Source organism: Stenotrophomonas sp. INTA L402-1 (genome assembly GCF_059295135.1).
Window position 1 is genome coordinate 114,196 of the sequence record NZ_JCAFWP010000003.1, and the last position, 23,227, is coordinate 137,422.

The following is a 23,227-nucleotide window of genomic DNA, read 5'->3' on the forward strand; positions in this document are numbered from 1 at the left end:
TGTACTGCGACGCCCCACATCAATGAGGTTGCCGGCCAGCGGCCGGCGCTACCCCTCCTGATCCGTTATGGTGGTCCAGGGAGTCACCAACACGGAGGTTGAGATGATGTTGCTTTCCTTTGCGCTGGCCGCTGCCATGGGCGCGTCTGCGGAGCCGCCCAAAGCCCCCGACTGCAGCTACGACCGTGCAGCGATGCTGGCGATGGAACCTGGTCGATTCGATCAGGACCTGGCAGGTGGCTGGCGCCCGCTGGCCGACCGTGGCTGTACCCGCGAAGCGGCCGACCTGCTGTCCGCCTACGGCGCTCTGCCCAAGGCAGAAGGCAACGTCATCATCACCTGGCACGAGGGCCAGCTGCGCGCGGAGCTGGGGCAGACCGCGCAGGCGATCACGCTGATGGAACGCAGCCACAAACCCGTGAACGCGGGCGACCCGGGTTACTGGAATGCCTACGTGGACGGCATGGTCGCGTTCCTGCGCCAGGACCGCAGCGCCCTGGAGAAGGCTCGTGCGAGGCTGGTCGCGATACCGACGCCCACCGCGATGGCGGAGAACATCAAGGACGGTCGCTACCAGTTCACCACCGAAGGCGGGCAGCAGGTGCAGATGCCGTGGCCGCCCAACCTGGATGTGCTTGATGGGCTACTGCGCTGCTTCGGCAAACCCTACATGGAGGCCTATGGGCCAGGCTGCCGGACGCCTGAAACAGGCACCCGGTAACCACCAAGCGCCGCTGTCCGATCGTCAGCCCGTGCGGTAGTGCCGGCTGCTGGCCGGCATCTGTACAGTGCTCGCAAAAAAGGGGACGGAGGGAATTAAGTCGTTTTTGCCATAAACGACTTAATTCCCTCCGTCCCCTTTTTGCTACCGGTCAGCCGATCACGCGCTTGAACGGTGGCAGCGCGTCGATGATGCGCTTGCCGTAGCGGCGGGTCAGCAGTCGCGAATCAAGAATGACCACGCGGCCGGTGTCGGTGGAGGTGCGGATCAGGCGGCCGGCGAACTGGGTCAGCGTGCGCAGCGCGTGCGGAATGGCGATCAGGTTGAAGGCATTGAGGCCACGCCCCTCGAACCACTCACTGAGCGTGGCGGTCTGCGGATCGGTCGGCACCGCGAACGGCACCTGGGTGATCACCACCGTGGTGCAGGCTTCACCCGGCAGGTCGAGGCCTTCGCCGAACGAATTCAGCCCGAACAGCACCGAGCCTTCGCCTGCGGCCACGCGCCGCAGATGCTCGTCGATCAGCCGGGTCTTGGACATCTCGCCCTGCACCAGCACCTGCTTGCGGCGCGCGGCCGACATCAGCCCGGCCACCTTCTCCATCTTCCAGCGCGAGGTGAACAGCACCATCGAGCCCTTGGCCCAGTCGAGCTCGGTGTCGAGGTAGCGCGCCACTTCGCGCGGATGGCCTTCGCGGTCGTCCGGCGTGACCGGGAACTTCGGCACGATCAGCTCGGCCTGGTTGGGCAGGTCGAACGGCGATGACAGCGAGACCATCTCGGCCTCTTCGGGAATGCCGTTGTCGATCGCCAGCGACTGGAAATCGCCACCGCCGGTCAACGTCGCCGAGGTCATCACCACCGAATCCACTTCATCCCACAGCAGCTTGCGCAGCACGTGCGCGGCCGATACCGGCGAGCCATGCAGCACCAGATCGCCGTCGCGGGTGGCGGTGACCCAGCGTGCCATCGGCGGTGCGCCGTCCTTGTCTTCGCGGCGCCACGCCTGCCACAGGTTGTACTGCTGCTCGATCATTTCCAGCGCCATGCCCAGGTTGCGCTGCAGGCGCTCGCGCGCGGCATCGTCCTGTTTGCCCTTGGCCACCTGCGCGGTGGCGGCATGCGCCCAGTTGTAGAGGCTGCGGGTATCGTCGGCCAGGGCCTCGATCGGCTCGCGCCAGGCCTCGGGCAGGCGCCCGTTGGCCGCGCGCCACATCGGCTCTTCGTCGGCCGGTGCCGGCATCCATACCCGTTCGATGTGGTCGCGGAACGCACGCAGCTGCTTGGCCACGTTGCTGGCGACGTCGATCGCTTCGTTGGGCAGCAGGTTGCCGAGGCGGTCCTTGTCGACCGCGCGGTAGGCGCCGGCGATCAGGATCTGCAGGCGGCCGGTACGCTTGGCCATCTCGTCCAGCGCCAGGCTGGCCGCGCCCTGGTCGATCGCCACGTTGCCGATGTGATGGCCTTCGTCCAGCACCAGCAGCATGTCCGACGGCGGCGCGATCAACGGCTGGCCGTTGTCGCTGTCACCGATCGACAGCGCCGACAGCAGCAGCGCGTGGTTGGTCACCACGATCTGCGCATCGCGCACCGTATTGCGCGAACGCAGCACCGCACACTGCGCCGAATAGGCACAACGACGCCCCGCGCAGCCCGAAGCCGGTGTGGTGATGCGGCTGCGCAGGCCGGGGCTGATGGTCTCCGGCGCGTTGTCGATATCGCCATCCCAGCTGCCGCCGGTGAAGGCATCGGTCAGGCGCTTGGCGATGTCCATCTCGATCGGCGCCAGCGGCCGGTCGAACAGCGGCGCGTCATCCTCGAACATGCCGCCCTGCGAGCCCTCGCCCTGCGCCTCGGCGGCATTGCGCGTGCAGAGGTAACGGGTACGGCCCTTGGCCAGCGCCACGGTTGCTTCCAGGCCGGTGGCCTTGAGGAAGTTCGGGATATCGCGCTCGACCAGCTGCGACTGCAGCGCCACGGTGCCGGTGCTGATCACCAGCTTCTTCTTGCTGGCCAGCGCAATCGGCACGCCTGCAGTGAGGTAGCCCAGGCTCTTGCCGACGCCGGTGGGCGCTTCGACCACGCCGACGCCACCGCTTTTCGACAGCGCACGCGACACCACGCCGATCATCTGGCTCTGCGAGCGACGGGTGGAGAAGCCGGGGGTATTGGCCTGCAGCGTCGTGTACGCCTTGCGGATCGCGTCCTTCAAGGTGTCATCGAGCGTGCGCGGAGCGGCGACGGTTTCGGTCACGCCGGGAAGTACCGTGGCTGGATCAGGCCGGTCATTGTCGCATGGCCGGCCGCGTTCACCGTCGCTGGCACCCTGAACGGGCCAGCGACGACGCCCGGCGGCGGTCACGGTCCGATGGGCGGACCGCTCAAGGGCCAGATACGCCGGGCATGGCCCGGCGCTACCGGTCAGGATGCCGGGATCGTGCGGGTACGCAGCAGGCGCACCAGCGCCCACACCAGCAGCACCACGCCGATGGCCTCGACCATCGCCAGCGCGAAGTGCAGCACGCCAAGGATGGCACTCATGCCCGAGATGGCGTCGAAGTTGCCGCTGTTGATCAACCACATCGGCAGGATGCCGGCGGCCATGCCGCCGAGGCTGGACAGCAGCAACAGCACCAGGCTGACCAGGGCGCCGGTGCGGGTGGCATCGCGCGGTGCGCCGACCACCCAGACCAGGCCCACGCACAGTGCGATCAGCACCGGCAGGCGCACGCCCACGATGCTCAGCACCGTCACCATCAGGGTCGTGTTGTCCATCGATCAGTCCTCGCCGGCCAGCACGGCCGACCCCTGCCGCAGCGTCTGGTAGACCTCGTCGGTCTGCGGACGCACACCGTGCCACTGCAGGAAGCTCTCGGCGGCCTGCTCGACCAGCATGCCCAGGCCATCCACGGTATTGCGGCAGTTCGCTGCGCGCGCCCAGGCCAGGAAGGCGATGGCGGCCTCGCCGTAGTTCAGGTCGACGGCGGTGGTCATCGAGTTGACCAGCGACAGCGGCAGCTTGAACTCAACGTCGCGGTCGCGGCCGGCCGAGGTGGCATTGACGATCAATTCGAAGTCGCCCAGCTCGCGCAGGTCTTCCCAGTAGCGGCTGATCGCGCGGCCCGGTTCGCCCATCGCGTCGATCAGTTCATCGGCGCGTTCCGGCGTGCGGTTGACCACCACCAGCTCGGTGATGCCGGCATCGAGGAAGGCCGGAGCGACGCTGCGCGCGGAGCCGCCGGCACCGATCAGCAGCATGCGGCGGCCACGCAGGTCCAGGCCATGGCGGTCGGTCAGATCACGCACCAGGCCGATGCCGTCGGTGGTGTCGCCATGCCAGCGGTCGCCCTTGCGCAGCAGCGTGTTGACCGAGCCGGCGCGGCGCGCACGCGCAGTCAGCGTGGTGCACACCGAGAACGCGGCTTCCTTGTGCGGCGAGGTGACGTTGGCACCGACACCGCCGTCGGCGGCGAAGGCTTCCAGGCCGGCCAGGAACGCATCCGGGGCCAGGTCGATCGCGCGGTAATCCACCGCGATGCCTTCCTGGAGACCGAACGTCGCGTGGATCTGCGGCGACTTCGAGTGGGCAACGGGGTGTCCGAAGACGGCGTAACGGTCGGTCATGGAATCCTCAAGCTGGCTAGACTGATGCTCTTTCGTGCACGGACCCGGATGATGCGCATCACCCCGCCCCTGCTGGTGCTTGCCGCCAGTCTACTCTCTGCCCCCGTGGCGATGGCGTTGAACGAGTACGGCATCGAAGGCATGGGCGTGGTCTCGACCCGTGCCGACGAGGGCCGCGCCACGATCAGCGCCGATGGCCAGCGCATCGTTTTCGCCCGCCGTGGCGAGGCCGGTTGGGGCCTGTGGGAGGCGCGCGTGGTGGACGGCCGCTGGCAGCAGGCGCAGGCCTTGCCGGTAGGCGTGGCCGGTGAGGCCCATGATCCCTACTTCAGCCGCGACGGCCGCTGGCTGCTGTTCGCGGCCGGCCGCGAGGGCAAGCTGGCGCTGTATCGGGCCGCTCTCGCCACCGATGGCCAACTGGGTACCGCGCAGCTGCTGGCGGGCGACGCGGGCCGCCGGGAAGAGCGCGGGCCGGCCCTGAGCGCGGATGGCAGGCAGCTGTTGTTTGCCCGCCAGCAGGGCCGTGGCGCCGGCTGGGACCTGTTCGTGGCGACGCTGGATGCGCAGGGACTGCGTGGCCCGGCCAGCGCACTGAGCGCGTTGAACAGTGCCGACGACGAGACCGACGGCGACTGGCTGGGGCATGACGGCGCCGTGGTGTTCAGCCGCGGCAACGGCACGACCACGCAGGTGTGGAGCAGCGGCTGTGCGTGGACCGGTGCGGCGCTGCAGCCATTGGGGCTGTCGTTCAACCAGGCCAGCGGCTGGACCGGCGCGCCGGTGATCGACAACGCCAAGCCCGGCGAGATGATGGTCGCCAGCAGTGCGGCGAAGGCACCGCGTGCCGGTGGCCTGGATGTGTACCGGTTGGCCGTGCCGAAGGTGGCGGCGGTTGCGGGGTGCGTGCCGGGCGCACGGTGACGGCAAACGCCAACCAAGGTTGGCGGCTACCCGGGCGATGGAGGCGCCAGGTGCGTGCGGTAGATCCACGCCGTGCGTGGATGGCCGCTTGGTAGATGCCAACCTTGGTTGGCATGCGGGAAAGTGCCAACCAAGGTTGGCACCCACCCGTCAGCGCGACAACACCTTGGCGCGCAACTGCTCGTACTCCACTTCGCTCAGCTGGCCATTGTCCTTGCGCTGGTTCAACGCGGCCAGTTCGGCCTGCACGCTGTCCGGCAGGGCCTGCTCACGGGCGACATGGCGGGCGGCGGAGAGCTGCTCCGGCGGGCGCTTGCCGGCCCGCCAGGCAGCGATGAAGACACCGACGATGATGGCGCCGAACACCAGCGTACCGATGCCCCAGATCAGCCATTGCATCCATCCCAGTTCGGGTCCCATCGCGTAATCCTCCGTCTATCGTGGCGCTATTGTCAGCGCTCGCGCAGCCATCGCGCCACCTGCGGCGCGAAATAGGTCAGCACGCCATCGGCGCCGGCCCGCTTGAAGCCCAGCAGCGACTCCAGCACGCAGGCGCGCTCGTCCAGCCAGCCGTTGGCGAAGGCGGCCTTCATCATCGCGTACTCGCCACTCACCTGGTAGGCGAAGGTCGGCACGCCGAATTTTTCCTTCACCCGGCGCACCAGGTCCAGGTACGGCATGCCCGGCTTGACCATCACCATGTCGGCGCCCTCTTCCAGGTCCAGCGCGATCTCGCGCAGGGCCTCGTCGCCGTTGGCAGGGTCCATCTGGTAGGTCTTCTTGTCGGCCTTGCCGAGGCTGGCGGCGCTGCCCACCGCATCGCGGAACGGACCGTAGAACGCCGAGGCGTACTTGGCCGAGTAGGCCATGATGCGCACGTTGATGTGGTTGTCGGCATCCAGCGCACGACGGATCGCGCCGATGCGGCCGTCCATCATGTCCGACGGCGAGACGATGTCCACACCGGCCTCGGCGTGCGATACCGACTGCTTGACCAGCGCCTCGACGGTGATGTCGTTCAGCACATAGCCCTTGTCGTCGATGATGCCGTCCTGGCCGTGCGTGGTGTACGGGTCCAGCGCCACGTCGGTCATCACCCCCAGTTCCGGGAATCGCGACTTCAGCGCGCGGATCGCACGCTGCGCCAGGCCGTCTTCGGCCCACGCCGCCGACGCGTCCAGCGACTTCAGCGAGGGGTCGATCACCGGGAACAGGTCGATCACCGGAATACCCAGCTCCAGCGCTTCTTCGGCCACCTTCAGCAGTTCTTCGATCGACAGCCGCTCCACGCCCGGCATCGACGGTACTGCGGTGCGGCCGGCCAGTTCGTGCACGAACACCGGGTAGATCAGGTCGTCGGTGGTCAGCGTGGCCTCGCGCATCAGGCGGCGCGAGAACTCGTCATGGCGCATGCGGCGCGGGCGGTAAAGCGGGTGGGACATGGCAGGCTCCGAGGAGTGGCTATTGCAACAGGTAACCCTGCGGCAGCAGGGGTTCGGGCAAGGGGCGTTCGCCGAGCGCGTCGAGCTGGTCGATCTCGATCGTGCGCACCAGCGCGTCCAGCGGCAGGTCATTCGGCTCCAGGCCGAACGGGTCTTCCATTTCTTCGCCCAGCTGGTCCAGGCCGAAGAAGGCATAGGCCAGCACCGCCGACAGCACCGGCGTGCCCCAGCCCAGCGAACTGGCCAGGCCGAACGGCAGCAGCACGCAGAACATCCACGCGCAGCGGTGCAGCAGCAGGGTGTAGGCGAACGGCAGCGGTGTGGTGAGGATGCGCTCGCAGCCGGCCTGGATCGACGACATCGCATGCAGGCGCTCTTCCAGCTGGGTGTAGAGGATCGGGTCGAGGTCACCGGCGCGCAGGGCCTGCGCCAGTTCCGCAGCGATCATCGAGAGCAGCGCGTCGGGCACGTTCTCGCGCTGCCCGAGTTGTTCGCGCTGGCGCTTGTCCAGCCACGGCAGGGCCATCAGCGCCACGATGCGCCCGCGCAGGCGACCGGCCAGTGCATGAGCGAAGGCGGTGGTGAGGTAGGCGATGCGGCGGCGGCGGCCGGTGTCATCGGCCAGCAGCAGGTTCACCTGGCGGGCCAGCGAGCGCGATTCGTAGACCAGCTGGCCCCACAGCTTGCGGCCTTCCCACCAGCGCTCGTAGCAGGCGCTGTTGCGGAAGCTGAGGAAGATCGACAGCACCAGGCCGAGCAGGGTGAACGGCGTGACGGAAACGCGCTCGATGCCGGTGGGCGGCGCCAGTTCCACCACCGCAGCCACGGCAATGGACAGGATCAGGATGGCCAGCACCTTGGGCGCGATCGCTTTGACGATCGAACCGCGCAGGATGTAAAGCAGTTGCCAGCCGTGGGGACGGGGTCGGATGATCATGGGGCAGCCGCGCCGGGCGCGGATTCACAGGCACGCGGGGGGCTCGCGCAGGCATTCATTGTACGCCCCTGCCCGGCCATGGACCGTGCGCCTGCGACGCCCTGTCGCACCCGGCTGCGGGCTCAGATCACGCCGCCCCCCAGGCCGAGGCGGAGGATGCCCACCACCACCACGATGCCGTTCAGGACCAGCCCGGCCCAGGCCCGGCCACGCTTGCTCGGGTGGGTGAACAGGATGCCGAGCGCTGCGATGACCGCGCCCACCGCAGCGAACGGGATCAGGAACCAGTTGCCCCAGCCCAGCAGTGGAATCAGCGCCAGGATCATCCACAACAGCGCCAGTACGCCCCACAACAGACTGATCACACCCATGCCGCTCTCCCGCAGTTGGTTCCTGCCCCAACCATAGACGTTCCCGCTGCCGCCGCCTACTGCCATTGGCGGGGCTGTCACCCCCGCCGTGCTAGCGTGCTGCCGTGCGTGCCCTGGCCCGGGTGTTGGCGCCGATTCAGAGTGGCCCGCCGATGATCGCAACCAGTCCTACAGGGGTCGTGCCATGAACATCCGTTGGGCCGCGTTGGCGGCCATCCTGCTGGTCGCCGCTGGCTGTGCCAGTACCTCCAAGGTGATGCTGGGCCGCGCCCGCGCACCGATCGATCCGGCGCTGGTGCAGATCTATTCGACGCCACCGGCCGGTTCACAGGAAATCGCCCAGCTGGAATCGGCGTCCGCCGTCGGCTTCGGCACCCAGGGCCAGACCGATGCCGCCGTGGCACGCCTGAAGCGTGAGGCCGCCGCGCTCGGCGCCAATGGCGTGGTGTTGATGGGCGTGGGCAGCAGTGGCTCGCCGGTGGGCATGTCGGTCGGCGCCGGCACGTTCGGCTCGCACGTCGGTGGCGGCGTCGGCATCGGTATTCCGACCACGCAGAAGCGCGCCGCCGGCGTCGCGATCTGGGTGCCGAATCCGGCACCGCCCGCGCGGTTGCCGACACAGGTGATCACACCGCAGCCGCAGCGGTGACGCGGCAGCGTCACCGCCGGTAGTGCCGGCCGCTGGCCGGCAACCTCAGAAATCCTCTTCGCCCAAGGGAAATGCCGGCCAGCGGCCGGCACTACCCCTGCAATAACCGACGCATCGCTCTGGTAGGTGCCAACCTTGGTTGGCACGAAACCCACAGCGCCGACCAAGGTCGGCATCTACCAACGGCGCTTGCCGGCCAGTGGCCGACACTACCGGTGATGCTCAGCGCTTGTACTTCGGCACGAACACCTTGTTCACCGCATCGGCCAGCTGGTCCGGCGGCAGCAGGCCCTGGTCGAGCAGGAAATTGTTGAACGCCAGGCGGTCGAACTTCGCGCCCAGTGCCAGCTCGGTCTGCATGCGCAGTTCCAGAATGCGGGTGTAGCCGTAGAAGTAGCTGCCGGCCTGGCCCGGCATGCGCACCATGTAGCGATCCAGTTCCTGGGTGGCCATCGCCTTGGACAGGCCGACCTGCTCGATCAGCACACGCTCGCCGTTGGCGCGATCGGTCAGGCCAAGGTTGAGCATCGGGTCCAGCATCGCGCGCGCAGCCCGCAGCAGGCGGAACTGCAGGGCGATCATCTGCCCGTCCAGCGGCTCGTACGGCACCATCTCGGCCTCGGCATACAACGCCCAGCCCTCCACGTTCACCGAATTGAACGCGAACATCGTGCGTGCCAGCGAGACGCCGCGCTCGACCATGGCGGTGAACTGCAGCTCGTGGCCGGGGCGGCCTTCATGCGCGCTCAGCGTCCACGCCGCCGCGCCGAAGTTGAAGTCGTCGTACTGCGCACCCGGACCGGCGGCCGGATTGCCCAGCGGCAGCACGAAGGTGCCCTGCTGCCCGGTGTTGTTGACCAGCGGCGCCGGCAGGAAGTGCGGCGCCGGGCTGGCGGCGCTCTCGGCGGCCGAACCCAGTCGCATCTGCATGGCACGCTTGGGCACGTCGACGATGGCGTGCTCGCGGATCAGCGGATCGATCGCGTCGATCACCTTGCGGTAGTGGCCTTCCAGATGATCGTCGGCGATCTTGTCGGCCTTCAGCGCGCGGATCACCGCCACCGGGTCGCTCGGGTCGGCCACCTTCAGGCCCTTGTCCTTCGCCACCAGCGGCGCCAGCTGCTGCATCGCCGATCGGGTTTCCATGAACTCCAGCTGCGCGCGCTGCATCAACAGCTTCGGGTCGATGTCGATGCCGACCTGCTTGAGCTGGTACGCGTACAACGGTGCCGGCAGGCGTGCGTCGGTGCGAGCCTTCGGCAGCACGGTGGTGCGCGTCCAGCTGGCGTAGTCCTTCATCTGCCCGGCCAGCGCCTTCATTGCTTCATCGGCACCGGCGATCTGGTACTTCTTCAGCAGCGACTCGATACCGGTGATGTAGGTCTCGACGTTGTCCAGCGACTGCTGCACTTCGATCTTCGTCGGCTGCAGCAGGCTGCTGTCCTTCAAGCGCTCTTCATAGCGCTGGCGCGCCAGCGTGGTGAAAGCGGTGCCGCCCGGCTGCAGGCCGGCGTAGGCCTTGAGGCGGTCGAGCGCCTTGGCCCGACGCTCCGCCGGCACCTGGTCGGACAGCAGCAGGTTGAGGCCGCTGAACACCGTCTGCGGCGCATCGCTCCAGGGCAGCAGGTACTTCTCGTTGAGCTCGCTGCCTTCGATGTTCTGGCTGGCGGCGTGGATCATGATCTCCAGGTCCTGGCGGACATTGGGATCCTTCTCGGTGGCCAGCTTCGCCTTCAGTTCGTCGCGGGCCTTGGCCATCGCGGCGCGGTAGCGCTTGCCGTTGTCCGGGCCGAGGTCGGCCACCTTGTCGTCGTAGCCGGGCACGCCGAAGAAGCCGGTTTCCTCCGGCTGGAACGGTCCCTGCGCATCAAGCAGGATCTGCGCCAGCGCATTGCTGCGGGCGACCCAGGCAGGGCTGGCAGGAGTGGCGGCCTTGGCGGCGGGTGCAGCCAGCGCCGGCGGTGCGGACAGCAACGGGGCGGCAGTCAGGGCCAGGGCAACAGCGAGCGCAATCGGCTTCATGGGACACTCCAGCAAAGGGTTGCCCGCAACTTACGCGCTCACGGCGATGGCGACAATCGGCTGGAGGTCACGGCGCGGCTGATGGGTAGAGTCGACTGTCAGTCGACTATCGCGCGCAGCGCGGGGTTTTCAGGCGTCTTGTGGAGAGCAGTCGACTCTACATGGCCGCCCTTACCCGGCCGCGCGACCTGCGGTCACAGCGCGGCGGTCAGCGGGCATTCGCCACGCTCACGGCAGGCCTGCAGCTCGCACTCCCCCGCAGCCTCGTCGTCATCCAGTGCAGTCAGGTCGAAGGTCTGCTTGTCTTCGGCCAGTACATACATCACCGGGTAATCCCAGACTTCATCGCGACGGCTGCCCTGCACGAACAGCCGGCCGTGCGCATGCGGTCCTTCCAGCGCAACGGTCAGGCCGACGTCGCGCTGGCCGTTCATCGCGGTCTGCATGCTGCCCAGCGGCATCGATTCGATATGCAGCGGCTCGCCAAAGGCTTCCACCAGTTCGATGCTGCAGCCCGCGCGGCGCAACGCTTCGCGCATCGGCGGGCTCTCGCGTGCCGCCTCGCTCCAGCGCAGCACGCTCCAGGTCACCACGCCACCGGCGCCGCCCAGCACCAGCACCACCGTCAACGGCATCGCCCAGCGCCAATGACGGCACCACCAACCGGCGGACGTCTGTCGATGGGCAGGGATCGGTGGTGGCAGGGTCATCGGCGGGCTCCTTCCCGGCTGTGGATCAGGGTTTCAGGCAGCGTCCCAGGAAGGCTTCGGCCACGCGGTAGCGATGCAGGGCATCGGCGCCGGACAGGCCATGCTTGGCACCCGGGTAGGTCATCAGCTCGAACGGCTGTGCACGCTTCTGCAACGCGCTCATCAGGCTGGTCGAATTGGTGAACAAGACGTTGTCGTCTGCCATGCCGTGGATCAGCAGCAGCGGCGAGCGCAGGCCGTCGATATGGGTCAGCACGCGCGCTTCGCGGTAGCCCGCTTCGTTGCGCGCCGGCAGGTCCATGTAGCGTTCGGTGTAGTGGCTGTCGTACAGGCCCCAGTCGGTCACCGGCGCACCGGCCACGCCACAGGCGTACTGGTTCGAGGCCTTGGCCAGCAGCATCAGGGTCATGTAGCCGCCGTTGGACCAGCCCTGCACGCCGATGCGCGCCGGGTCCACCCACGGCTGCTGCTTGAGCCAGGTCACGCCACGCAGCTGGTCGGTCACTTCCACCGTGCCCTGCTTGCCATACAGCGCGCCACCGAAGTCACGGCCACGGCGCGGGGTACCGCGGTTGTCCAGCGAGAACACCACATAGCCCTGCTGGGCCAGGTACTGGTTGAACAGGTGATCACCGCGGCCGGGCCAGCTGTCGGTGACGGTCTGGCTGGCCGGGCCGCCGTAGACGTACACGGCCACCGGGTAGCGCTTGGACGGATCGAAGCCGGCCGGCTTGATCAGGCTGTAGTTGAGCGGGGTCTTGCCGTCGGCAGCCATCAACGTGCCGAACTCGATCGGGCGCTGCGCATCGCGGTAACGCGCATACGGATGCTTGGGATCGGCCAGGTCGTTCTCGAGCAGGGTGGCGATCTTCTCGCCGTTGGCGCGGAACAGCTCGATCTGCGGCGGCGTGGTGCTGTTGGACCAGCTGTCGACATAGACGCTGGCATTGCGGGCGAAGCTGGCGCTGTGCATGCCCGGTGCCTTGGACAGGCGCTGCGGCTCACCGCCCTGCAGCGATACCGCATAGATCTGGCTTTCGCGCGAGGTCTCGATACCGGCGCGGAAGTAGGCCTTGCCGGCCTTCTCGTCGACCGCCAGCAGTTCGTCCACCGGCCAGTTGCCGTGGGTCAGCGCGGTGGCCTTGCCCTTGCTGTCGATGCGGTACAGGTGCTGGAAACCGGTGCGCTCGGACGACCACAGCACGCTCCCGTCATCCAGGAAACGCAGGCTGTTGTGCAGCGGCACCCAGGTCGGGCTGGTCTCGTGGGCGAGCACGCGCTGGCGATTGGAATCGAGCGCCACTTCCACCAGGTCCAGCTGCTTCTGGTCGCGCGACTGGCGCTGGAAGCTCAGGTGCTGCGCATCGCGCCAATCGACGCGGGCCAGATAGATGTCCTGTTCCTTGCCGAGGTCGACCCAGCGCGGCTGCGCATCGGCGGCCGGTGCGATCACGCCCAGCTGCACGCGCACGTTGGCGTCGCCCGCGGCCGGGTAACGCTGCTCGATCACGTCAGTGCGGTCGGCGTAGACCTCGTAGCGCTTCTGCACCGGCACCGGTGCTTCATCGATGCGCGCGAAGGCGATGGCCGAATCATCCGGCGCCCACCAGTAGCCGGTGTGGCGGTCCATTTCCTCGTCGGCGACGAACTCGGCCACGCCGTTGCCGATGGTGGTGCTGCCGTCGCGGGTGAGCTGCAGCTGCTTGCCGCTGGCCAGGTCGATCACCCACAGGTTGCGGCCGCGGATGAAGCTGACGAAACCGCCCTTGGGCGACAGCTTGGCGTCGGTGGCGAATCCTTCACCGTGGGTCAGCTGGCGCACGGCCGCCGCCCCCTGCTGCTTGAGGTCGTACAGGTAGAGTTCGCCGCCCAACGGGAACAGCAGGCGCTGCGCGTCCGGCGACCACTGGTAATCGACGATACCGGTCATCGCGGCGATGCGCTGGCGCTCGCGGCGGGCCTTTTCCTCATCGCTGAGGGTCTCGGTGCCGGGCAGCACCACCTTGGAATCCACCAGCAGGCGGGTCTGGCCGCTGCCGATGTCATAGGTCCACAGGTCCAGCTGGTTGCGGTCGCTGTCCTTGCCGCGCAGGAAGCTGACCTGCGAACCATCGGGGGCGACCTTCGGCTTCATCAGGGTCGGGCCGGAAAGCGGCAGCGGGCCGGTGATGGCTTCCAGGGTCAGCTTTTCAGCGTGGGCGGCGGTACTGGTGGCGAGCATGAGGGCGAGCGAAGCGAACAGGTGGCGCATGGAGGATCCCGGCAAACGGCAGGTCCGCCACCGCGATGGACGCGGGGCGGTCAGCCTCCATCCTAACCAAGCCGGTGCGGGAAGGCAGCATGACCTTCTGCCCATGAGGCGTGCCGATCAACGGTCGGCACCCACCGTTCCGGGTCAACGCTGGCCGAACAGGTGCTTGCGCTCTTCGTCGCTGAGCGGCTTGCCGGCGTTGGGGTTCACCTGCTGGCGCAGGGCATAGGCGCGCTGGGTGGCCGGGCGTGCAGCAATCGCTTCGTGCCAGCGCTTGAGGTTCGGGAACGCGGCGAAATCCACCGGCAGCTTGTCGTAGGCACCGATCCACGGGTAGCTGGCCATGTCGGCGATGGTGTACTCGTCCCCGGCCAGGAAGGCGTGCTGGGCCAGGCGCTTGTCCATCACCCCGTGCAGGCGGCGCACTTCGTTGTCATAGCGCTCGATCGCATACGGGATCTTCTCCGGCGCATACACATTGAAGTGGCCCATCTGGCCGCTCATCGGACCCAGGCCGGCCATCTGCCAGAACAGCCACTCCAGGGTGGTGACGCGGCCGCGCGGGTCGCTGGGCAGGAACTGGCCGGTTTTCTCGGCCAGATACAGCAGGATCGCGCCGGACTCGAACACGCTCTGCGGGGCGCCGCCATCGGCCGGGGCGTGGTCGACAATCGCAGGCATCTTGTTGTTGGGCGAGATCGCAAGGAATTCCGGCTTGAACTGGTCGCCCGAGCCGATGTTGACCGGATGGATGCGGTACTCCAGGCCGGCTTCTTCCAGCAGCAGGGTCACTTTGTGGCCGTTCGGGGTGGGCCAGTAATACAGGTCGATCATGGCGGCGGCTCGGGGTGCGGAAAGGAACCTGAAGTCTAGTGCGAGAGTTGGGTTGGCACCGTCACGACGGGCCGGTAACCTCGCCTCTCCCCCGCAACGCAGCATCCTCCGCATGAGTGCAAACCGCCCGCCGCTCTCCCCGCTGTCCACGCTGATCTTCGCCTCGCGCTGGCTGCAGCTGCCGCTGTACCTGGGCCTGATCGTGGCGCAGTGCGTCTATGTGTTCCTGTTCGGCAAGGAACTGTGGCACCTGATCTCGCATTCGGCCTCGATGGGCGAACAGCAGATCATGCTGATCGTGCTGGGCCTGATCGACGTGGTGATGATCTCCAACCTGCTGGTGATGGTGATCGTCGGTGGCTACGAGACCTTCGTCTCGCGCCTGCGCCTGGAAGGCCATCCGGACCAGCCGGAATGGCTGAGCCACGTCAATGCCAGCGTGCTGAAAGTGAAGCTGGCAATGGCGATCATCGGCATCTCCTCGATCCACCTGCTGAAGACCTTCATCGCCAGTGGCGCGCTGGGTGGCATCCCACTGTGCACGCCGGAGCAGATGAGCGTGGCCGCCGCCAACATCGGTGTCGCCCGCTGCTCGATGCTGACCCAGGACGGCGTGCTGTGGCAGACCATCATCCACTGCGTGTTCATCCTGTCGGCGATCGGTATTGCCTGGACCGACAAGCTGATGTCCAACAGCCACAGCAAGTCGCACGACCACTGATGCGGCAACCGGCAGCGGTCCTTCGCCGCTGCCCCATCCCGGCCCCTGCCCCTTGTACGCGGCGGTGGCCGGGATGCTAGATTGCACCCTCGCCGTTGCCGGCGGTGGCGTCGGGAAACGTCATCGTTCCGCGCCCGGACCACAGGTCCCGGCCATGCGTATCAATGATTTACGTCACGTCGTCTTCTAGAGGGGAGCAGGATGTCGCACGTCTCAACGATCACCGCCGCGCGCCGGTGGCTGCCGGTTGCTTTGGCACTGGCGCTGGCCGCCTGCTCGGGAAAGGAAGAATCTGCAGCACCGGCCCCGGCCACCGCACCCGCCACCGCTGCACCGGCCGCACCGGTGGTCGCCGCCAAGGTGCAGTCCATGGGCACCGAACAGCTGCGTGAATCGGCCAGCCAGGCACTACGCGAGAACCGCATGTACGCGCCGGCCGGCGACAACGCCATCGAGTACTACCTCGCCCTGCGCGACAAGACACCGGACGACGCGTCGGTGAAGAGCGCGCTGACCGACCTGCTGCCCTACACCCTGATCGCCGCCGAGCAGCACCTGGGCCGAGAGGACTACACCGAGGCGCAGCGCCTGGTGGCACTGATCGAGAAGGTGGACGCCTCCGCTCCCGCCCTGCCGCGCCTGAAGGAAGGCCTGGCCAAGGGCGTGGAAAATGCGGCCAAGCGCAGCGAGACCGAAGCCGAGAAGGCCAAGAAGGACGCCGAAGACCGGACCAAGCAGCAGGCCGAACAGCAGCGCCTGACCGAGCAGCGCGCCAAGGAAGCCGATGCGGCCAAGCAGATTGCCGCGCAGCAGGATGCCGCACGCCGCGACAACGAGCGCCAGGAGGCGGAGCGCCAGGCCGAGGCCCGTCGCGATGCCGAACAGAAACAGCAGCAGGCCGCCGCCCAACAGGCCAGCGCCGCACGCCAGGCAGCCGCCGCGGCAGCTCCCACCCTCCGCCCGGTCAGCACGCCGGCGCCGCGCTATCCGGCCGAGGCACTGCGTTCGGGAACGTCGGGCGAAGTGCTGGTGGAGATCACCGTCGGTACCGACGGCTCAGTGGTCAGCGCCCGCGTGCTGCGCGCGACGTCGGGACGGACCTTCGACCGCGAAGCCCTGAACGCGGTCAAGCGCTGGCGCTTCGAGCCGGTCAACGCGCCGGTCACCACCCGCCGTACCCTGGTGTTCGCACCGGGCGGCTGACCGCAAAAAAGGGGACGGAGGGGATTAAGTCGTTTCTGCCACCTCCATGACGCCAAGGCCCGGTCCGTCCGGGCCTTGTCCGTTTCAGGCCGCGCCATCAATCAGGCGCTGCAGGGCCGGATCGCGCGCGGCCAGCACCTGGAACAGGCCCAGCGCATGCAGGCCGGGCAGCAACGCACGCAGGTCGGCTTCGGCAGTGGCGCGGGTGGCATCATCGCTGGTGGGATCCTGCCAGGCACGGACGCTGGCCAGGAAGGCACCGACGCTGCCCTTGCGCACGGTGAGGCCATTTACCTGCACCTCGTTCTGATGGTCCGGAAGAATGTCCTGTGGCTGCATGGGGAAGCGCTCCGTTGAAGTGGGCTCCAGTGTCGGGGCCCGGACGCGACGTTTCTGCCGTATAACTGCCAATCGATATGGCAGATCAGACAACCACCGCATTGATTGACCCGGCACTGGCCAATGCCGCTGACGGGCCTGCGTTGCTGGGGGCGCAGCTGCGCCTGCCGGGTCCGCGCCGCACGGCACGCCACCAGCACGCCCGCGGGCAGCTGCTGGGTGCACATCAGGGCCTGCTGCGGATCGAGGTGGGCGACCTGCACTGGCTGCTGCCGGCGGGTCATGTCGCCTGGATACCACCTTCGCTGCCCCACGCACTGGCCAGTACCAGTGCGTTCGACGGCTGGAGCCTGTACTTCAGCGCGCAGGCCTGCACCGACCTGCCTGCAGCCCCTCGCATCTTCCAGCCGGGGCCGCTGCTGCAGGCCGCGGTGATTCGGGCGCTGCAGTGGCCGCATGTTCCACTGGATGCCACACAGGCACGACTGGCCGGTGTGATCGCCGATGAGATTGCCGCCAGCAAGCCTCTGCCGCTTGCCCTGCCACAACCGCGTGACCGGCGACTGCAGAAGCTTGCCGCCGCACTGGCGCGCGCACCGCACGACAACCGCAGCATCGAGGACTGGGCCGCCAGCAGCGGTCTGTCCAGCCGCAGCCTCGCCCGCCATTGGCTGGCCGAGACCGGCCTGTCGCCAAGCCAGTGGCGGCAACGCCTGCGGGTGCTGCTGGCACTGCCACGCCTGCTGTCCGGCGAGCCGGTGATCAGCGTCGCGCTGTCGATGGGCTACGACACACCCAGTGCCTTCATCGCCGTGTTCAAGCGCGAGATGGGGGTGACGCCTGCGCGGTATGGAAAAGGGGACGGAGGGGATTAAGTCGCTTCTGCCCTCCCCCACATCAACTCGCGGCATCGCCTGATGCCCTTCGCGGTCACGGAGGCGGCAGGCTGATGATTCCTTGAACCCCCTGAACTGCCATGCCTCGACAAGCACGCCTGATGTTGGCCGAACAGCCGTATCACGTAACCCAGCGCGGTGTGAACAAGGGGGCGATCTTCGTTGACGATATCGACCGCCAGCTGTTTCTGCACCTTTTGCACAGCGCCTTCCTGAAGCATCAGGTCGCGCTGCATGCCTACGTATTGATGGGCAATCACGTCCATCTATTGGCCACACCCTCCACTCAGGCCGGCTTGGCCAACGCGATGCGGATGCAGGGTAACAACTATGTCCAGGCGTTCAATCAGCGGCATGAGCGCAGCGGACCACTCTGGCAGGGCCGCTTCCATTCTTCGATGGTGGACAGCGACGCCTATCTGCTCAGCGTTTGTCGCTACATCGAACTCAATCCGGTTCGCGCAGGCATGACAGGCGCCCCGGAAGATCACCCATGGTCGAGCGTGCATGGAAACCTGCAACGCCGCGATGATCCGATGCTGACAGAACACCCCGCCTTTCAGGCACTGGCCTCGACCAAGCGACAGCGGACGACGCTCTATGCGCAGTTCCTGCGGGACGTGAACGCGTCCGCCGACCTGCCGGCAATACGCGCGCACAGTGCCGGGCAGCATCCGTTGGGAAATGCAGCTTACCTGCGGATGGTGGAACAGACACTGGGCCGCCCCGTGGTGCTGCGCAAGCGGGGGCGCCCTCAGAAGAAGGGGGCGGAGGGTTAAAAACGACTTAATCCCCTCCGTCCCCTTTTTGCAGTCAGCCCGAGATCGCCAGGCGCTCGTTGTGGTAACGGCGCACGGCGGCGAACCACAGCAGTGCGGCCAGGCCGAGGCTGGCACCGAGATAGATGGCCCAGACCGACGGCGTGATGGTCTCGTGGCGGATCACCTTCAACAGCATCTGGTTCTGCGACAGGAACGGCACGGCGTACTGCCACAGCTCGCTCTTCAGCGGATAGGCCACCAGCGCGTAACCGGGCATCATCGGCAGCAGCATCAGCCAGGTCATGTGGCTCTGCGCTTCCTTCATGCTCTTGGCTGCGGCCGACAGGAAAGTCAGCAGCGAGGTGCCGATCATCAGCATCGGCAACATCACCAGCAGCATCTGCAGCATCGAACCGACATTCATGTTGAACTGGCGGCCGATGTTGCCGGGCGCGATCTGTGCGCTCACCTTGAACGCCACCAGGGTCAGCAGCAGCGATACGAACCCGACCACGCAGGCGGCGGCGATCTTGCCGCTGACAATGGCGCTGCGCGAGCCCGGCGTGGCCAGCAGCGGCTCCAGCGACTGCCGCTCACGCTCGCCGGCGGTGGCATCCATCACCAGATAGGCGCCGCCGATGAACGAGGTCAGCGTGAGCAGCACCGGCAGCAGCATCGACAGGATCATGCCGCGCTTGGCCTCGGCACTGGCCAGGTCCTGGCGCGCCACATCCAGCGGCCGCGCCACCTGTGCGTCGATGCCGCGCGCCATCAATCGCAGTGCCCCCACCTGGCCGTTGTAGGTGGCCAGTGCCGCCTCCAGACGTGCGCTGGGCACTTCGGCGGCACGACGGGTACTGTCCTTGATCACCTCCACCAGCGCCGGCTTGCCATCGGCCCAGTCCTTGCCGAAGTCATCGCTGATGCGCAGCGCCACGTCGATCTCCTGGCTGCGGATGGCCTCGGCCAGGTCCTTCGGTGCAGGTGCGGTGTTCAGCCCCTGCGCGGCGAGGAAACGCACCAGGTTGGGGGCGTTCTCCGCACCTATGGTCGGAATCTGCAGCGGCTGCTCGATCTGGGTGCGTACCCGGCTCTCGGCCAGCTTGCCCATGCCCAGCAGCAGCACCGGGTACAGCAGCGGCCCGAACAGCAGGGTCAGCAGCAGCGTGCGGCGATCACGGGAAAGGTCGCGCAGTTCCTTGCGCATCACCGTCATCAGGGTCGACATCATGCTCATGCGTGCAGGCCCTCTTCGCTGCCGATCAATTTCACGAACGCGTCTTCCAGGTTGGATTCGCTGGCTTGCGCACGCAGTTCATCGGCGCTGCCGGCAGCCATCACCGTGCCCTTGGCGATGATCACGATGTGATCGCACAGCGCGGCCACCTCCTGCATGATGTGGCTGGACAGGATCACGCAGCGGCCCTCTTCGCGCAGGCCCAGCAGGAAGCGGCGCAGTGCGCGCGTGGTCATCACGTCCAGGCCGTTGGTCGGCTCATCCAGAATGACGTTGCGCGGGTCGTGCACCAGCGCGCGGGCGATCGCGGTCTTGGTGCGCTGGCCCTGCGAGAAGCCATCGGTCTGGCGGTCGAGGATGTCACCCATGTCCAGGGCATGCGACAGCACTTCGATGCGTTCGCGGATGCGCTCGGCCGACAGGCCATGCAGCTCGCCGAAGTAGGCGATGTTCTCGCGCGCGGTCAGGCGCTTGTAGACGCCACGCGCATCGGGCAGCACGCCAAGGTGGCGGCGTACTTCCACCGGATTGCGTGCGGCATCGACACCATCGACGCTGATGCTGCCCTGGTCCGGGGTCATCAGCGTGTACAGCATGCGCATGGTGGTGGTCTTGCCGGCACCATTGGGGCCCAGCAGGCCGGTGATGCGGCCGTCCTCGGCGCGGAAGCCGACGTTGGAGACCGCCTGGATGCGGCCGGTGCGGGTGTCGAAAGCCTTGTGCAGGTTGTCGGCGACGATCATGGTTCCCATCCGTTGAACGAGGTGAACGCCGGCACGTAGCTCAGCGTGTCCAGGCAGCCGGCATCCAGCGCCTTGGCATCGGTCTTGTCGATGAACTGGCCGAGCAGGCGCGGCATGCAGCCGGCACTCAGCGTGCCGTGGCCCTGGCCGCGGGCGACCAGCGCGCGGCCATTGGGCAGGCCCTTGAGGACCTGCTCGGCATAGCGCGGGGGTGTCACCGGGTCGAGTTCACCGGACAGCAGCAGCGCCGGTACGTCACTGCGCAGCGGCACGGCATTGGCCGCTGGCGCCGGCTGGTGCGGCCATACCGGGCAGGCCGCGAAGAAGGCACTGGCCACGTCGTTGCCGAACAGTCGCTCCGGGTCCTCGGCCGGCGCCTTGTAACGCGGCGCATCCTCGCTGCAGATCACCGACCACTGCATGCCTCGGTTGATCTGGAAATCCATGCTGCGGCTCGCACCGCGTGCCAGCGACGCCAGCGGTGCATAGCGGCCATGCGCGGCTTCATCGAGCACCAGCGGCAGCAGCGAGGAATACTGCGGCACATAGGAGAAGGCGAACGCCAGGCCGATCACGCTGTCCGGACTCAGCACATCCTGCCGGGTCTGGTTGGTGCCGGGGTCGCGATACTCCACCGAGACCGGCGCACGGCGCAGGGTCTCGACCACGCTGCGCAGCTGCGCGCGGGTATCGGTCGGGAAGCGTTTGCTGCAGGCGGCATCCTTGCGGCACTGCGCCGACTGCAGGGCGATCGCATCCTCGAACGTCGTGGCGAAGTCGCCGCCCACCACCAGTTCATTGGGCACTACGCCATCGATGACGATGCTGCGGGTGTGCTGCGGATAGGCACCGGCATAGCGCTGGGCCACGCGGGTACCGTAGGAGCCGCCGACCAGGTTGATCCGGTCCACGCCCAAGGCCTGGCGTACCGCATCCAGGTCGGCGATGGCTTCGGTGGTCGTGTAGAAGCGGGCATCGGCACGCCCCTGCAGCGAGGCCGCGCAGCGCTGCGCGTAGTCGCGCAGCGACGCCTCGGTGGGAGCGGCGTCCTCGTCCATCTGCAGGTCCTTGCCGTCCGCGCCGAGGCAGCTGAGCGGGTTGGAGCCGCCGGTACCCCGCTGGTCGACAAGGAAGATGTCGCGCTGCTTGCGCACTTGGCGCAGCGCGGTATCGACGATGACCGCCACTTCGCTGGCCGCCTGGCCGGGGCCACCGGCCAGGAAGAACACCGGGTCGGGCTGGCTGGAGCCGCTGCTGCCCGATTCCAGCCAGGCGATGCGCAGGCCAATGCGTCGGCCATCGGGCTGGGCCCGGTCCTCCGGCACCTGCAGGGTGGCGCACTGCGCTTCCACGTTGGCGCTGGCGCCTTCGGTGGACAACGTGCAGGGCTGGAAGTCGATCGTGCCGAAACGGCGGCTGGGTGCATCGCTGGCGCTTTCGGCGCCGGGTGATGGTGACTGGCTGCAACCGGCAAGCATCAGGCTGGCCAACGCTGCGGCCAACGCGAGGTGGTGTCTTTGCATCGTGCTCGTTTCCCCTGGAGGACGTTCCTGGCAACCACGACGGGCTGCCGCGGAAGATGTGACTCAACTTACACGGGCACGGCGTCGTCGGCGATGGGCAGACGCGAAATCTCCGCCGGCGTGGCGCAGGCCAGGCGGTCGCGGCCTGCGGCCTTGGCCCGGTACAGCGCCGCATCCGCCGCTGCCAGCAGCGTGGACAGGTCGCCATGGCCGTCGTCCATGGCCAGGCCGATGCTGGCGGTGACCGTCACCGGCCCGGTGCCCAGCCGCGCCGGCTTCTGCTGCAGAGCGGTACGGATCGCGGCGGCCCACGCCATCGCTTCACCCTGTGTGCTGCCGGCCAGCACCAGCACGAACTCCTCGCCACCGTAGCGGCCCAGCAGCGTGTCGTGGCCCTGCAAACCATGCTGCAGCAGCGCAGCGAAGTGACGCAGTACCTGGTCACCGGCCAGGTGGCCCCAGCGGTCGTTGATCTGCTTGAAGTGATCGACGTCGACCAGCAACAGGGCCAGCGGCCGGCCCTGCCGACGCAGCCGCTGCAACTGCGCCTGGCCATCGGCCAGCACCGCGCTGCGGTTGAGCAGCCCGGTCAGGCCATCGGTGCGTGCCGCACGCCGCAGATCGACCAGCATGCGCTCGACCAGCAGCAGCACCATCGCGAAACATCGCGCCAGCTCCAGCATCACCCCGGCAATGTAGGTGACGAACATCGGCGTGCCGGTGCGCATGATGTCCTCACCGGCATCGGGCGCCACCGGCAGGAACAGGCGCACCGCGTACAGTGCTGCCTCGGCCAGGAACACCGCCGCCGCCAGACGGCAGCTGGTGCGCTGCTGCACGGGTGCATGCCGCAGCAGCAGCCATGCGATCCAGCCATCAACCAGCAGCGTGAACACACTGAACACCTGCAGGCGCACGCCCAGGTCCGGCCAGAGCACCAGGAAGGCGAAGATGCAGGCCATGAACGCGGCTGCCATCAACAACGGCCGCCACAGCGGCAGCGGCTGTTCCAGATGCAGCGCCACGCCGCGCAGCATCAGCACCGCGCAACCGGCCATCGCCGCATTCCCGGCCAGTATGGCCGGCGCCAACGGTAGGTAGGGGCGCAGCGCCAGCAGGGTCACGCCCAGGGTCAGCAGCCACAGGCTGGCGGTCCACAGGCGCAGCACCGGTTGCCCGCGCAGCACCACCAGCAGCAATGAGAACCCCACCGCAATGCCGATGCAGAGCAGGAAGCCAAGCACGGTGATGGTGGGGAAATCCAGGGACATGCGGCGCTCATCGGCCGGGGCGGCGCGCGCATCTTAGCGCCTTGCGGTGCG

The 23,227-nt window shown here is 67.6% G+C and carries 23 protein-coding genes; 7 read left to right on the top strand and 16 right to left on the bottom strand.

Annotation, left to right across the window (positions count from 1 at the left end; genetic code table 11):
- Positions 1-103: 103 nt before the first annotated feature.
- On the top strand, positions 104-721 hold the full coding sequence (locus AC5O77_RS04475; protein WP_494506525.1) for a hypothetical protein: 618 nt from the start codon (positions 104-106) through the stop codon (positions 719-721).
- A 151-nt stretch (positions 722-872) separates the two neighbouring features.
- On the opposite strand, the gene dinG is transcribed toward AC5O77_RS04475, so the two are convergent.
- The 3 genes from dinG to aroE all read right to left on the bottom strand — a co-directional run bounded on the left by dinG (position 873) and on the right by aroE (position 4,345).
- Positions 873-2,975 (bottom strand): ATP-dependent DNA helicase DinG, encoded by a 2,103-nt coding sequence (dinG, locus tag AC5O77_RS04480; RefSeq protein WP_317216953.1) that lies wholly within the window; start codon positions 2,973-2,975, stop codon positions 873-875.
- Between the two features lie 167 nt (positions 2,976-3,142).
- Positions 3,143-3,496 carry a hypothetical protein gene (locus AC5O77_RS04485; RefSeq protein WP_478058550.1) on the bottom strand — a complete coding sequence of 118 codons (354 nt, stop codon included), beginning with the start codon at positions 3,494-3,496 and terminating at the stop codon, positions 3,143-3,145.
- A 3-nt stretch (positions 3,497-3,499) separates the two neighbouring features.
- Complete coding sequence (gene aroE / locus AC5O77_RS04490; RefSeq protein ID WP_478058551.1) at positions 3,500-4,345, bottom strand: shikimate dehydrogenase; 846 nt, start codon at positions 4,343-4,345, stop codon at positions 3,500-3,502.
- Between the two features lie 48 nt (positions 4,346-4,393).
- Between aroE and AC5O77_RS04495 the strand changes: the two genes are divergently transcribed.
- Entirely contained in the window at positions 4,394-5,266 is an 873-nt protein-coding gene (locus AC5O77_RS04495) for a TolB family protein (RefSeq protein ID WP_478058553.1), read from the top strand.
- A 150-nt stretch (positions 5,267-5,416) separates the two neighbouring features.
- Here AC5O77_RS04495 and AC5O77_RS04500 read toward each other — a convergent pair whose 3' ends face one another.
- From AC5O77_RS04500 to AC5O77_RS04515, 4 genes are all read right to left on the bottom strand, one after another.
- The gene (locus AC5O77_RS04500; RefSeq protein WP_049424121.1) at positions 5,417-5,686 is read right to left on the bottom strand and encodes an SHOCT domain-containing protein; all 270 of its coding nucleotides are present in this window, start codon (positions 5,684-5,686) and stop codon (positions 5,417-5,419) included.
- 32 nt (positions 5,687-5,718) lie between these two features.
- Complete coding sequence (gene hemB, locus AC5O77_RS04505; RefSeq protein ID WP_478058555.1) at positions 5,719-6,708, bottom strand: porphobilinogen synthase; 990 nt, start codon at positions 6,706-6,708, stop codon at positions 5,719-5,721.
- A gap of 19 nt (positions 6,709-6,727) precedes the next feature.
- Positions 6,728-7,645, bottom strand: coding sequence for a bestrophin family protein (locus AC5O77_RS04510; RefSeq protein ID WP_010482217.1), 918 nt, complete (start codon positions 7,643-7,645; stop codon positions 6,728-6,730).
- A gap of 122 nt (positions 7,646-7,767) precedes the next feature.
- Positions 7,768-8,016 (bottom strand): hypothetical protein, encoded by a 249-nt coding sequence (locus tag AC5O77_RS04515; protein WP_006475755.1) that lies wholly within the window; start codon positions 8,014-8,016, stop codon positions 7,768-7,770.
- A gap of 184 nt (positions 8,017-8,200) precedes the next feature.
- Here AC5O77_RS04515 and AC5O77_RS04520 point away from each other — a divergent pair, with 184 nt between their 5' ends.
- Positions 8,201-8,665, top strand: a complete 465-nt coding sequence (locus tag AC5O77_RS04520; protein ID WP_014038879.1) for a hypothetical protein — start codon at positions 8,201-8,203, stop codon at positions 8,663-8,665.
- A 222-nt stretch (positions 8,666-8,887) separates the two neighbouring features.
- Here AC5O77_RS04520 and AC5O77_RS04525 read toward each other — a convergent pair whose 3' ends face one another.
- From AC5O77_RS04525 to AC5O77_RS04540, 4 genes are all read right to left on the bottom strand, one after another.
- Positions 8,888-10,687 carry a DUF885 domain-containing protein gene (locus AC5O77_RS04525; protein ID WP_125895408.1) on the bottom strand — a complete coding sequence of 600 codons (1,800 nt, stop codon included), beginning with the start codon at positions 10,685-10,687 and terminating at the stop codon, positions 8,888-8,890.
- 194 nt (positions 10,688-10,881) lie between these two features.
- Positions 10,882-11,397: a cytochrome c oxidase assembly factor Coa1 family protein gene (locus AC5O77_RS04530; RefSeq protein ID WP_032129126.1), complete on the bottom strand. Its 516-nt coding sequence runs from the start codon at positions 11,395-11,397 to the stop codon at positions 10,882-10,884.
- A gap of 25 nt (positions 11,398-11,422) precedes the next feature.
- The gene (locus AC5O77_RS04535; RefSeq protein ID WP_494506526.1) at positions 11,423-13,648 is read right to left on the bottom strand and encodes a S9 family peptidase; all 2,226 of its coding nucleotides are present in this window, start codon (positions 13,646-13,648) and stop codon (positions 11,423-11,425) included.
- Between the two features lie 144 nt (positions 13,649-13,792).
- Entirely contained in the window at positions 13,793-14,482 is a 690-nt protein-coding gene (locus AC5O77_RS04540; protein ID WP_180844648.1) for a glutathione binding-like protein, read from the bottom strand.
- 112 nt (positions 14,483-14,594) lie between these two features.
- Between AC5O77_RS04540 and AC5O77_RS04545 the strand changes: the two genes are divergently transcribed.
- Both AC5O77_RS04545 and AC5O77_RS04550 read left to right on the top strand, forming a co-directional pair.
- Positions 14,595-15,203 (top strand): TIGR00645 family protein, encoded by a 609-nt coding sequence (locus tag AC5O77_RS04545; protein ID WP_071228550.1) that lies wholly within the window; start codon positions 14,595-14,597, stop codon positions 15,201-15,203.
- Between the two features lie 201 nt (positions 15,204-15,404).
- Positions 15,405-16,406: an energy transducer TonB gene (locus AC5O77_RS04550; protein WP_494506527.1), complete on the top strand. Its 1,002-nt coding sequence runs from the start codon at positions 15,405-15,407 to the stop codon at positions 16,404-16,406.
- An 84-nt stretch (positions 16,407-16,490) separates the two neighbouring features.
- On the opposite strand, the gene AC5O77_RS04555 is transcribed toward AC5O77_RS04550, so the two are convergent.
- Positions 16,491-16,745: a hypothetical protein gene (locus AC5O77_RS04555; protein ID WP_049462828.1), complete on the bottom strand. Its 255-nt coding sequence runs from the start codon at positions 16,743-16,745 to the stop codon at positions 16,491-16,493.
- A 77-nt stretch (positions 16,746-16,822) separates the two neighbouring features.
- On the opposite strand from AC5O77_RS04555, the gene AC5O77_RS04560 reads away from it, so the two are divergent.
- Together AC5O77_RS04560 and AC5O77_RS04565 are read left to right on the top strand one after the other, a co-directional pair.
- Entirely contained in the window at positions 16,823-17,620 is a 798-nt protein-coding gene (locus tag AC5O77_RS04560) for an AraC family transcriptional regulator (RefSeq protein WP_071228552.1), read from the top strand.
- Positions 17,621-17,721: 101 nt separating this feature from the next.
- Entirely contained in the window at positions 17,722-18,420 is a 699-nt protein-coding gene (locus AC5O77_RS04565; protein WP_478058562.1) for a transposase, read from the top strand.
- Between the two features lie 34 nt (positions 18,421-18,454).
- On the opposite strand, the gene AC5O77_RS04570 is transcribed toward AC5O77_RS04565, so the two are convergent.
- The 4 genes from AC5O77_RS04570 to AC5O77_RS04585 form a co-directional block, all read right to left on the bottom strand.
- Positions 18,455-19,639 (bottom strand): ABC transporter permease, encoded by a 1,185-nt coding sequence (locus AC5O77_RS04570; protein ID WP_107431519.1) that lies wholly within the window; start codon positions 19,637-19,639, stop codon positions 18,455-18,457.
- Positions 19,636-20,382: an ABC transporter ATP-binding protein gene (locus AC5O77_RS04575; RefSeq protein WP_049400883.1), complete on the bottom strand. Its 747-nt coding sequence runs from the start codon at positions 20,380-20,382 to the stop codon at positions 19,636-19,638. The genes AC5O77_RS04570 and AC5O77_RS04575 overlap by 4 nt, the downstream gene beginning before the upstream one ends.
- Positions 20,379-21,905 (bottom strand): alpha/beta hydrolase, encoded by a 1,527-nt coding sequence (locus AC5O77_RS04580; RefSeq protein ID WP_164080909.1) that lies wholly within the window; start codon positions 21,903-21,905, stop codon positions 20,379-20,381. The genes AC5O77_RS04575 and AC5O77_RS04580 overlap by 4 nt, the downstream gene beginning before the upstream one ends.
- A gap of 68 nt (positions 21,906-21,973) precedes the next feature.
- Positions 21,974-23,176 carry a GGDEF domain-containing protein gene (locus AC5O77_RS04585; RefSeq protein WP_164080910.1) on the bottom strand — a complete coding sequence of 401 codons (1,203 nt, stop codon included), beginning with the start codon at positions 23,174-23,176 and terminating at the stop codon, positions 21,974-21,976.
- Between the last annotated feature and the right edge of the window lie 51 nt (positions 23,177-23,227).

Bases quoted from the DNA above. Each gene is read 5' to 3' on its own strand.
- AC5O77_RS04475 (WP_494506525.1), top strand. From the start codon at position 104: ATGATGTTGCTTTCCTTTGCGCTGGCCGCTGCCATGGGCGCGTCTGCG.
- AC5O77_RS04485 (WP_478058550.1), bottom strand. From the start codon at position 3,496: ATGGACAACACGACCCTGATGGTGACGGTGCTGAGCATCGTGGGCGTG.
- aroE (WP_478058551.1), bottom strand. From the start codon at position 4,345: ATGACCGACCGTTACGCCGTCTTCGGACACCCCGTTGCCCACTCGAAG.
- AC5O77_RS04495 (WP_478058553.1), top strand. From the start codon at position 4,394: ATGATGCGCATCACCCCGCCCCTGCTGGTGCTTGCCGCCAGTCTACTC.
- AC5O77_RS04500 (WP_049424121.1), bottom strand. From the start codon at position 5,686: ATGGGACCCGAACTGGGATGGATGCAATGGCTGATCTGGGGCATCGGT.
- hemB (WP_478058555.1), bottom strand. From the start codon at position 6,708: ATGTCCCACCCGCTTTACCGCCCGCGCCGCATGCGCCATGACGAGTTC.
- AC5O77_RS04510 (WP_010482217.1), bottom strand. From the start codon at position 7,645: ATGATCATCCGACCCCGTCCCCACGGCTGGCAACTGCTTTACATCCTG.
- AC5O77_RS04515 (WP_006475755.1), bottom strand. From the start codon at position 8,016: ATGGGTGTGATCAGTCTGTTGTGGGGCGTACTGGCGCTGTTGTGGATG.
- AC5O77_RS04520 (WP_014038879.1), top strand. From the start codon at position 8,201: ATGAACATCCGTTGGGCCGCGTTGGCGGCCATCCTGCTGGTCGCCGCT.
- AC5O77_RS04525 (WP_125895408.1), bottom strand. From the start codon at position 10,687: ATGAAGCCGATTGCGCTCGCTGTTGCCCTGGCCCTGACTGCCGCCCCG.
- AC5O77_RS04530 (WP_032129126.1), bottom strand. From the start codon at position 11,397: ATGACCCTGCCACCACCGATCCCTGCCCATCGACAGACGTCCGCCGGT.
- AC5O77_RS04535 (WP_494506526.1), bottom strand. From the start codon at position 13,648: ATGCGCCACCTGTTCGCTTCGCTCGCCCTCATGCTCGCCACCAGTACC.
- AC5O77_RS04540 (WP_180844648.1), bottom strand. From the start codon at position 14,482: ATGATCGACCTGTATTACTGGCCCACCCCGAACGGCCACAAAGTGACC.
- AC5O77_RS04545 (WP_071228550.1), top strand. From the start codon at position 14,595: ATGAGTGCAAACCGCCCGCCGCTCTCCCCGCTGTCCACGCTGATCTTC.
- AC5O77_RS04550 (WP_494506527.1), top strand. From the start codon at position 15,405: ATGTCGCACGTCTCAACGATCACCGCCGCGCGCCGGTGGCTGCCGGTT.
- AC5O77_RS04555 (WP_049462828.1), bottom strand. From the start codon at position 16,745: ATGCAGCCACAGGACATTCTTCCGGACCATCAGAACGAGGTGCAGGTA.
- AC5O77_RS04560 (WP_071228552.1), top strand. From the start codon at position 16,823: ATGGCAGATCAGACAACCACCGCATTGATTGACCCGGCACTGGCCAAT.
- AC5O77_RS04565 (WP_478058562.1), top strand. From the start codon at position 17,722: ATGCCTCGACAAGCACGCCTGATGTTGGCCGAACAGCCGTATCACGTA.
- AC5O77_RS04570 (WP_107431519.1), bottom strand. From the start codon at position 19,639: ATGAGCATGATGTCGACCCTGATGACGGTGATGCGCAAGGAACTGCGC.
- AC5O77_RS04575 (WP_049400883.1), bottom strand. From the start codon at position 20,382: ATGATCGTCGCCGACAACCTGCACAAGGCTTTCGACACCCGCACCGGC.
- AC5O77_RS04580 (WP_164080909.1), bottom strand. From the start codon at position 21,905: ATGCAAAGACACCACCTCGCGTTGGCCGCAGCGTTGGCCAGCCTGATG.
- AC5O77_RS04585 (WP_164080910.1), bottom strand. From the start codon at position 23,176: ATGTCCCTGGATTTCCCCACCATCACCGTGCTTGGCTTCCTGCTCTGC.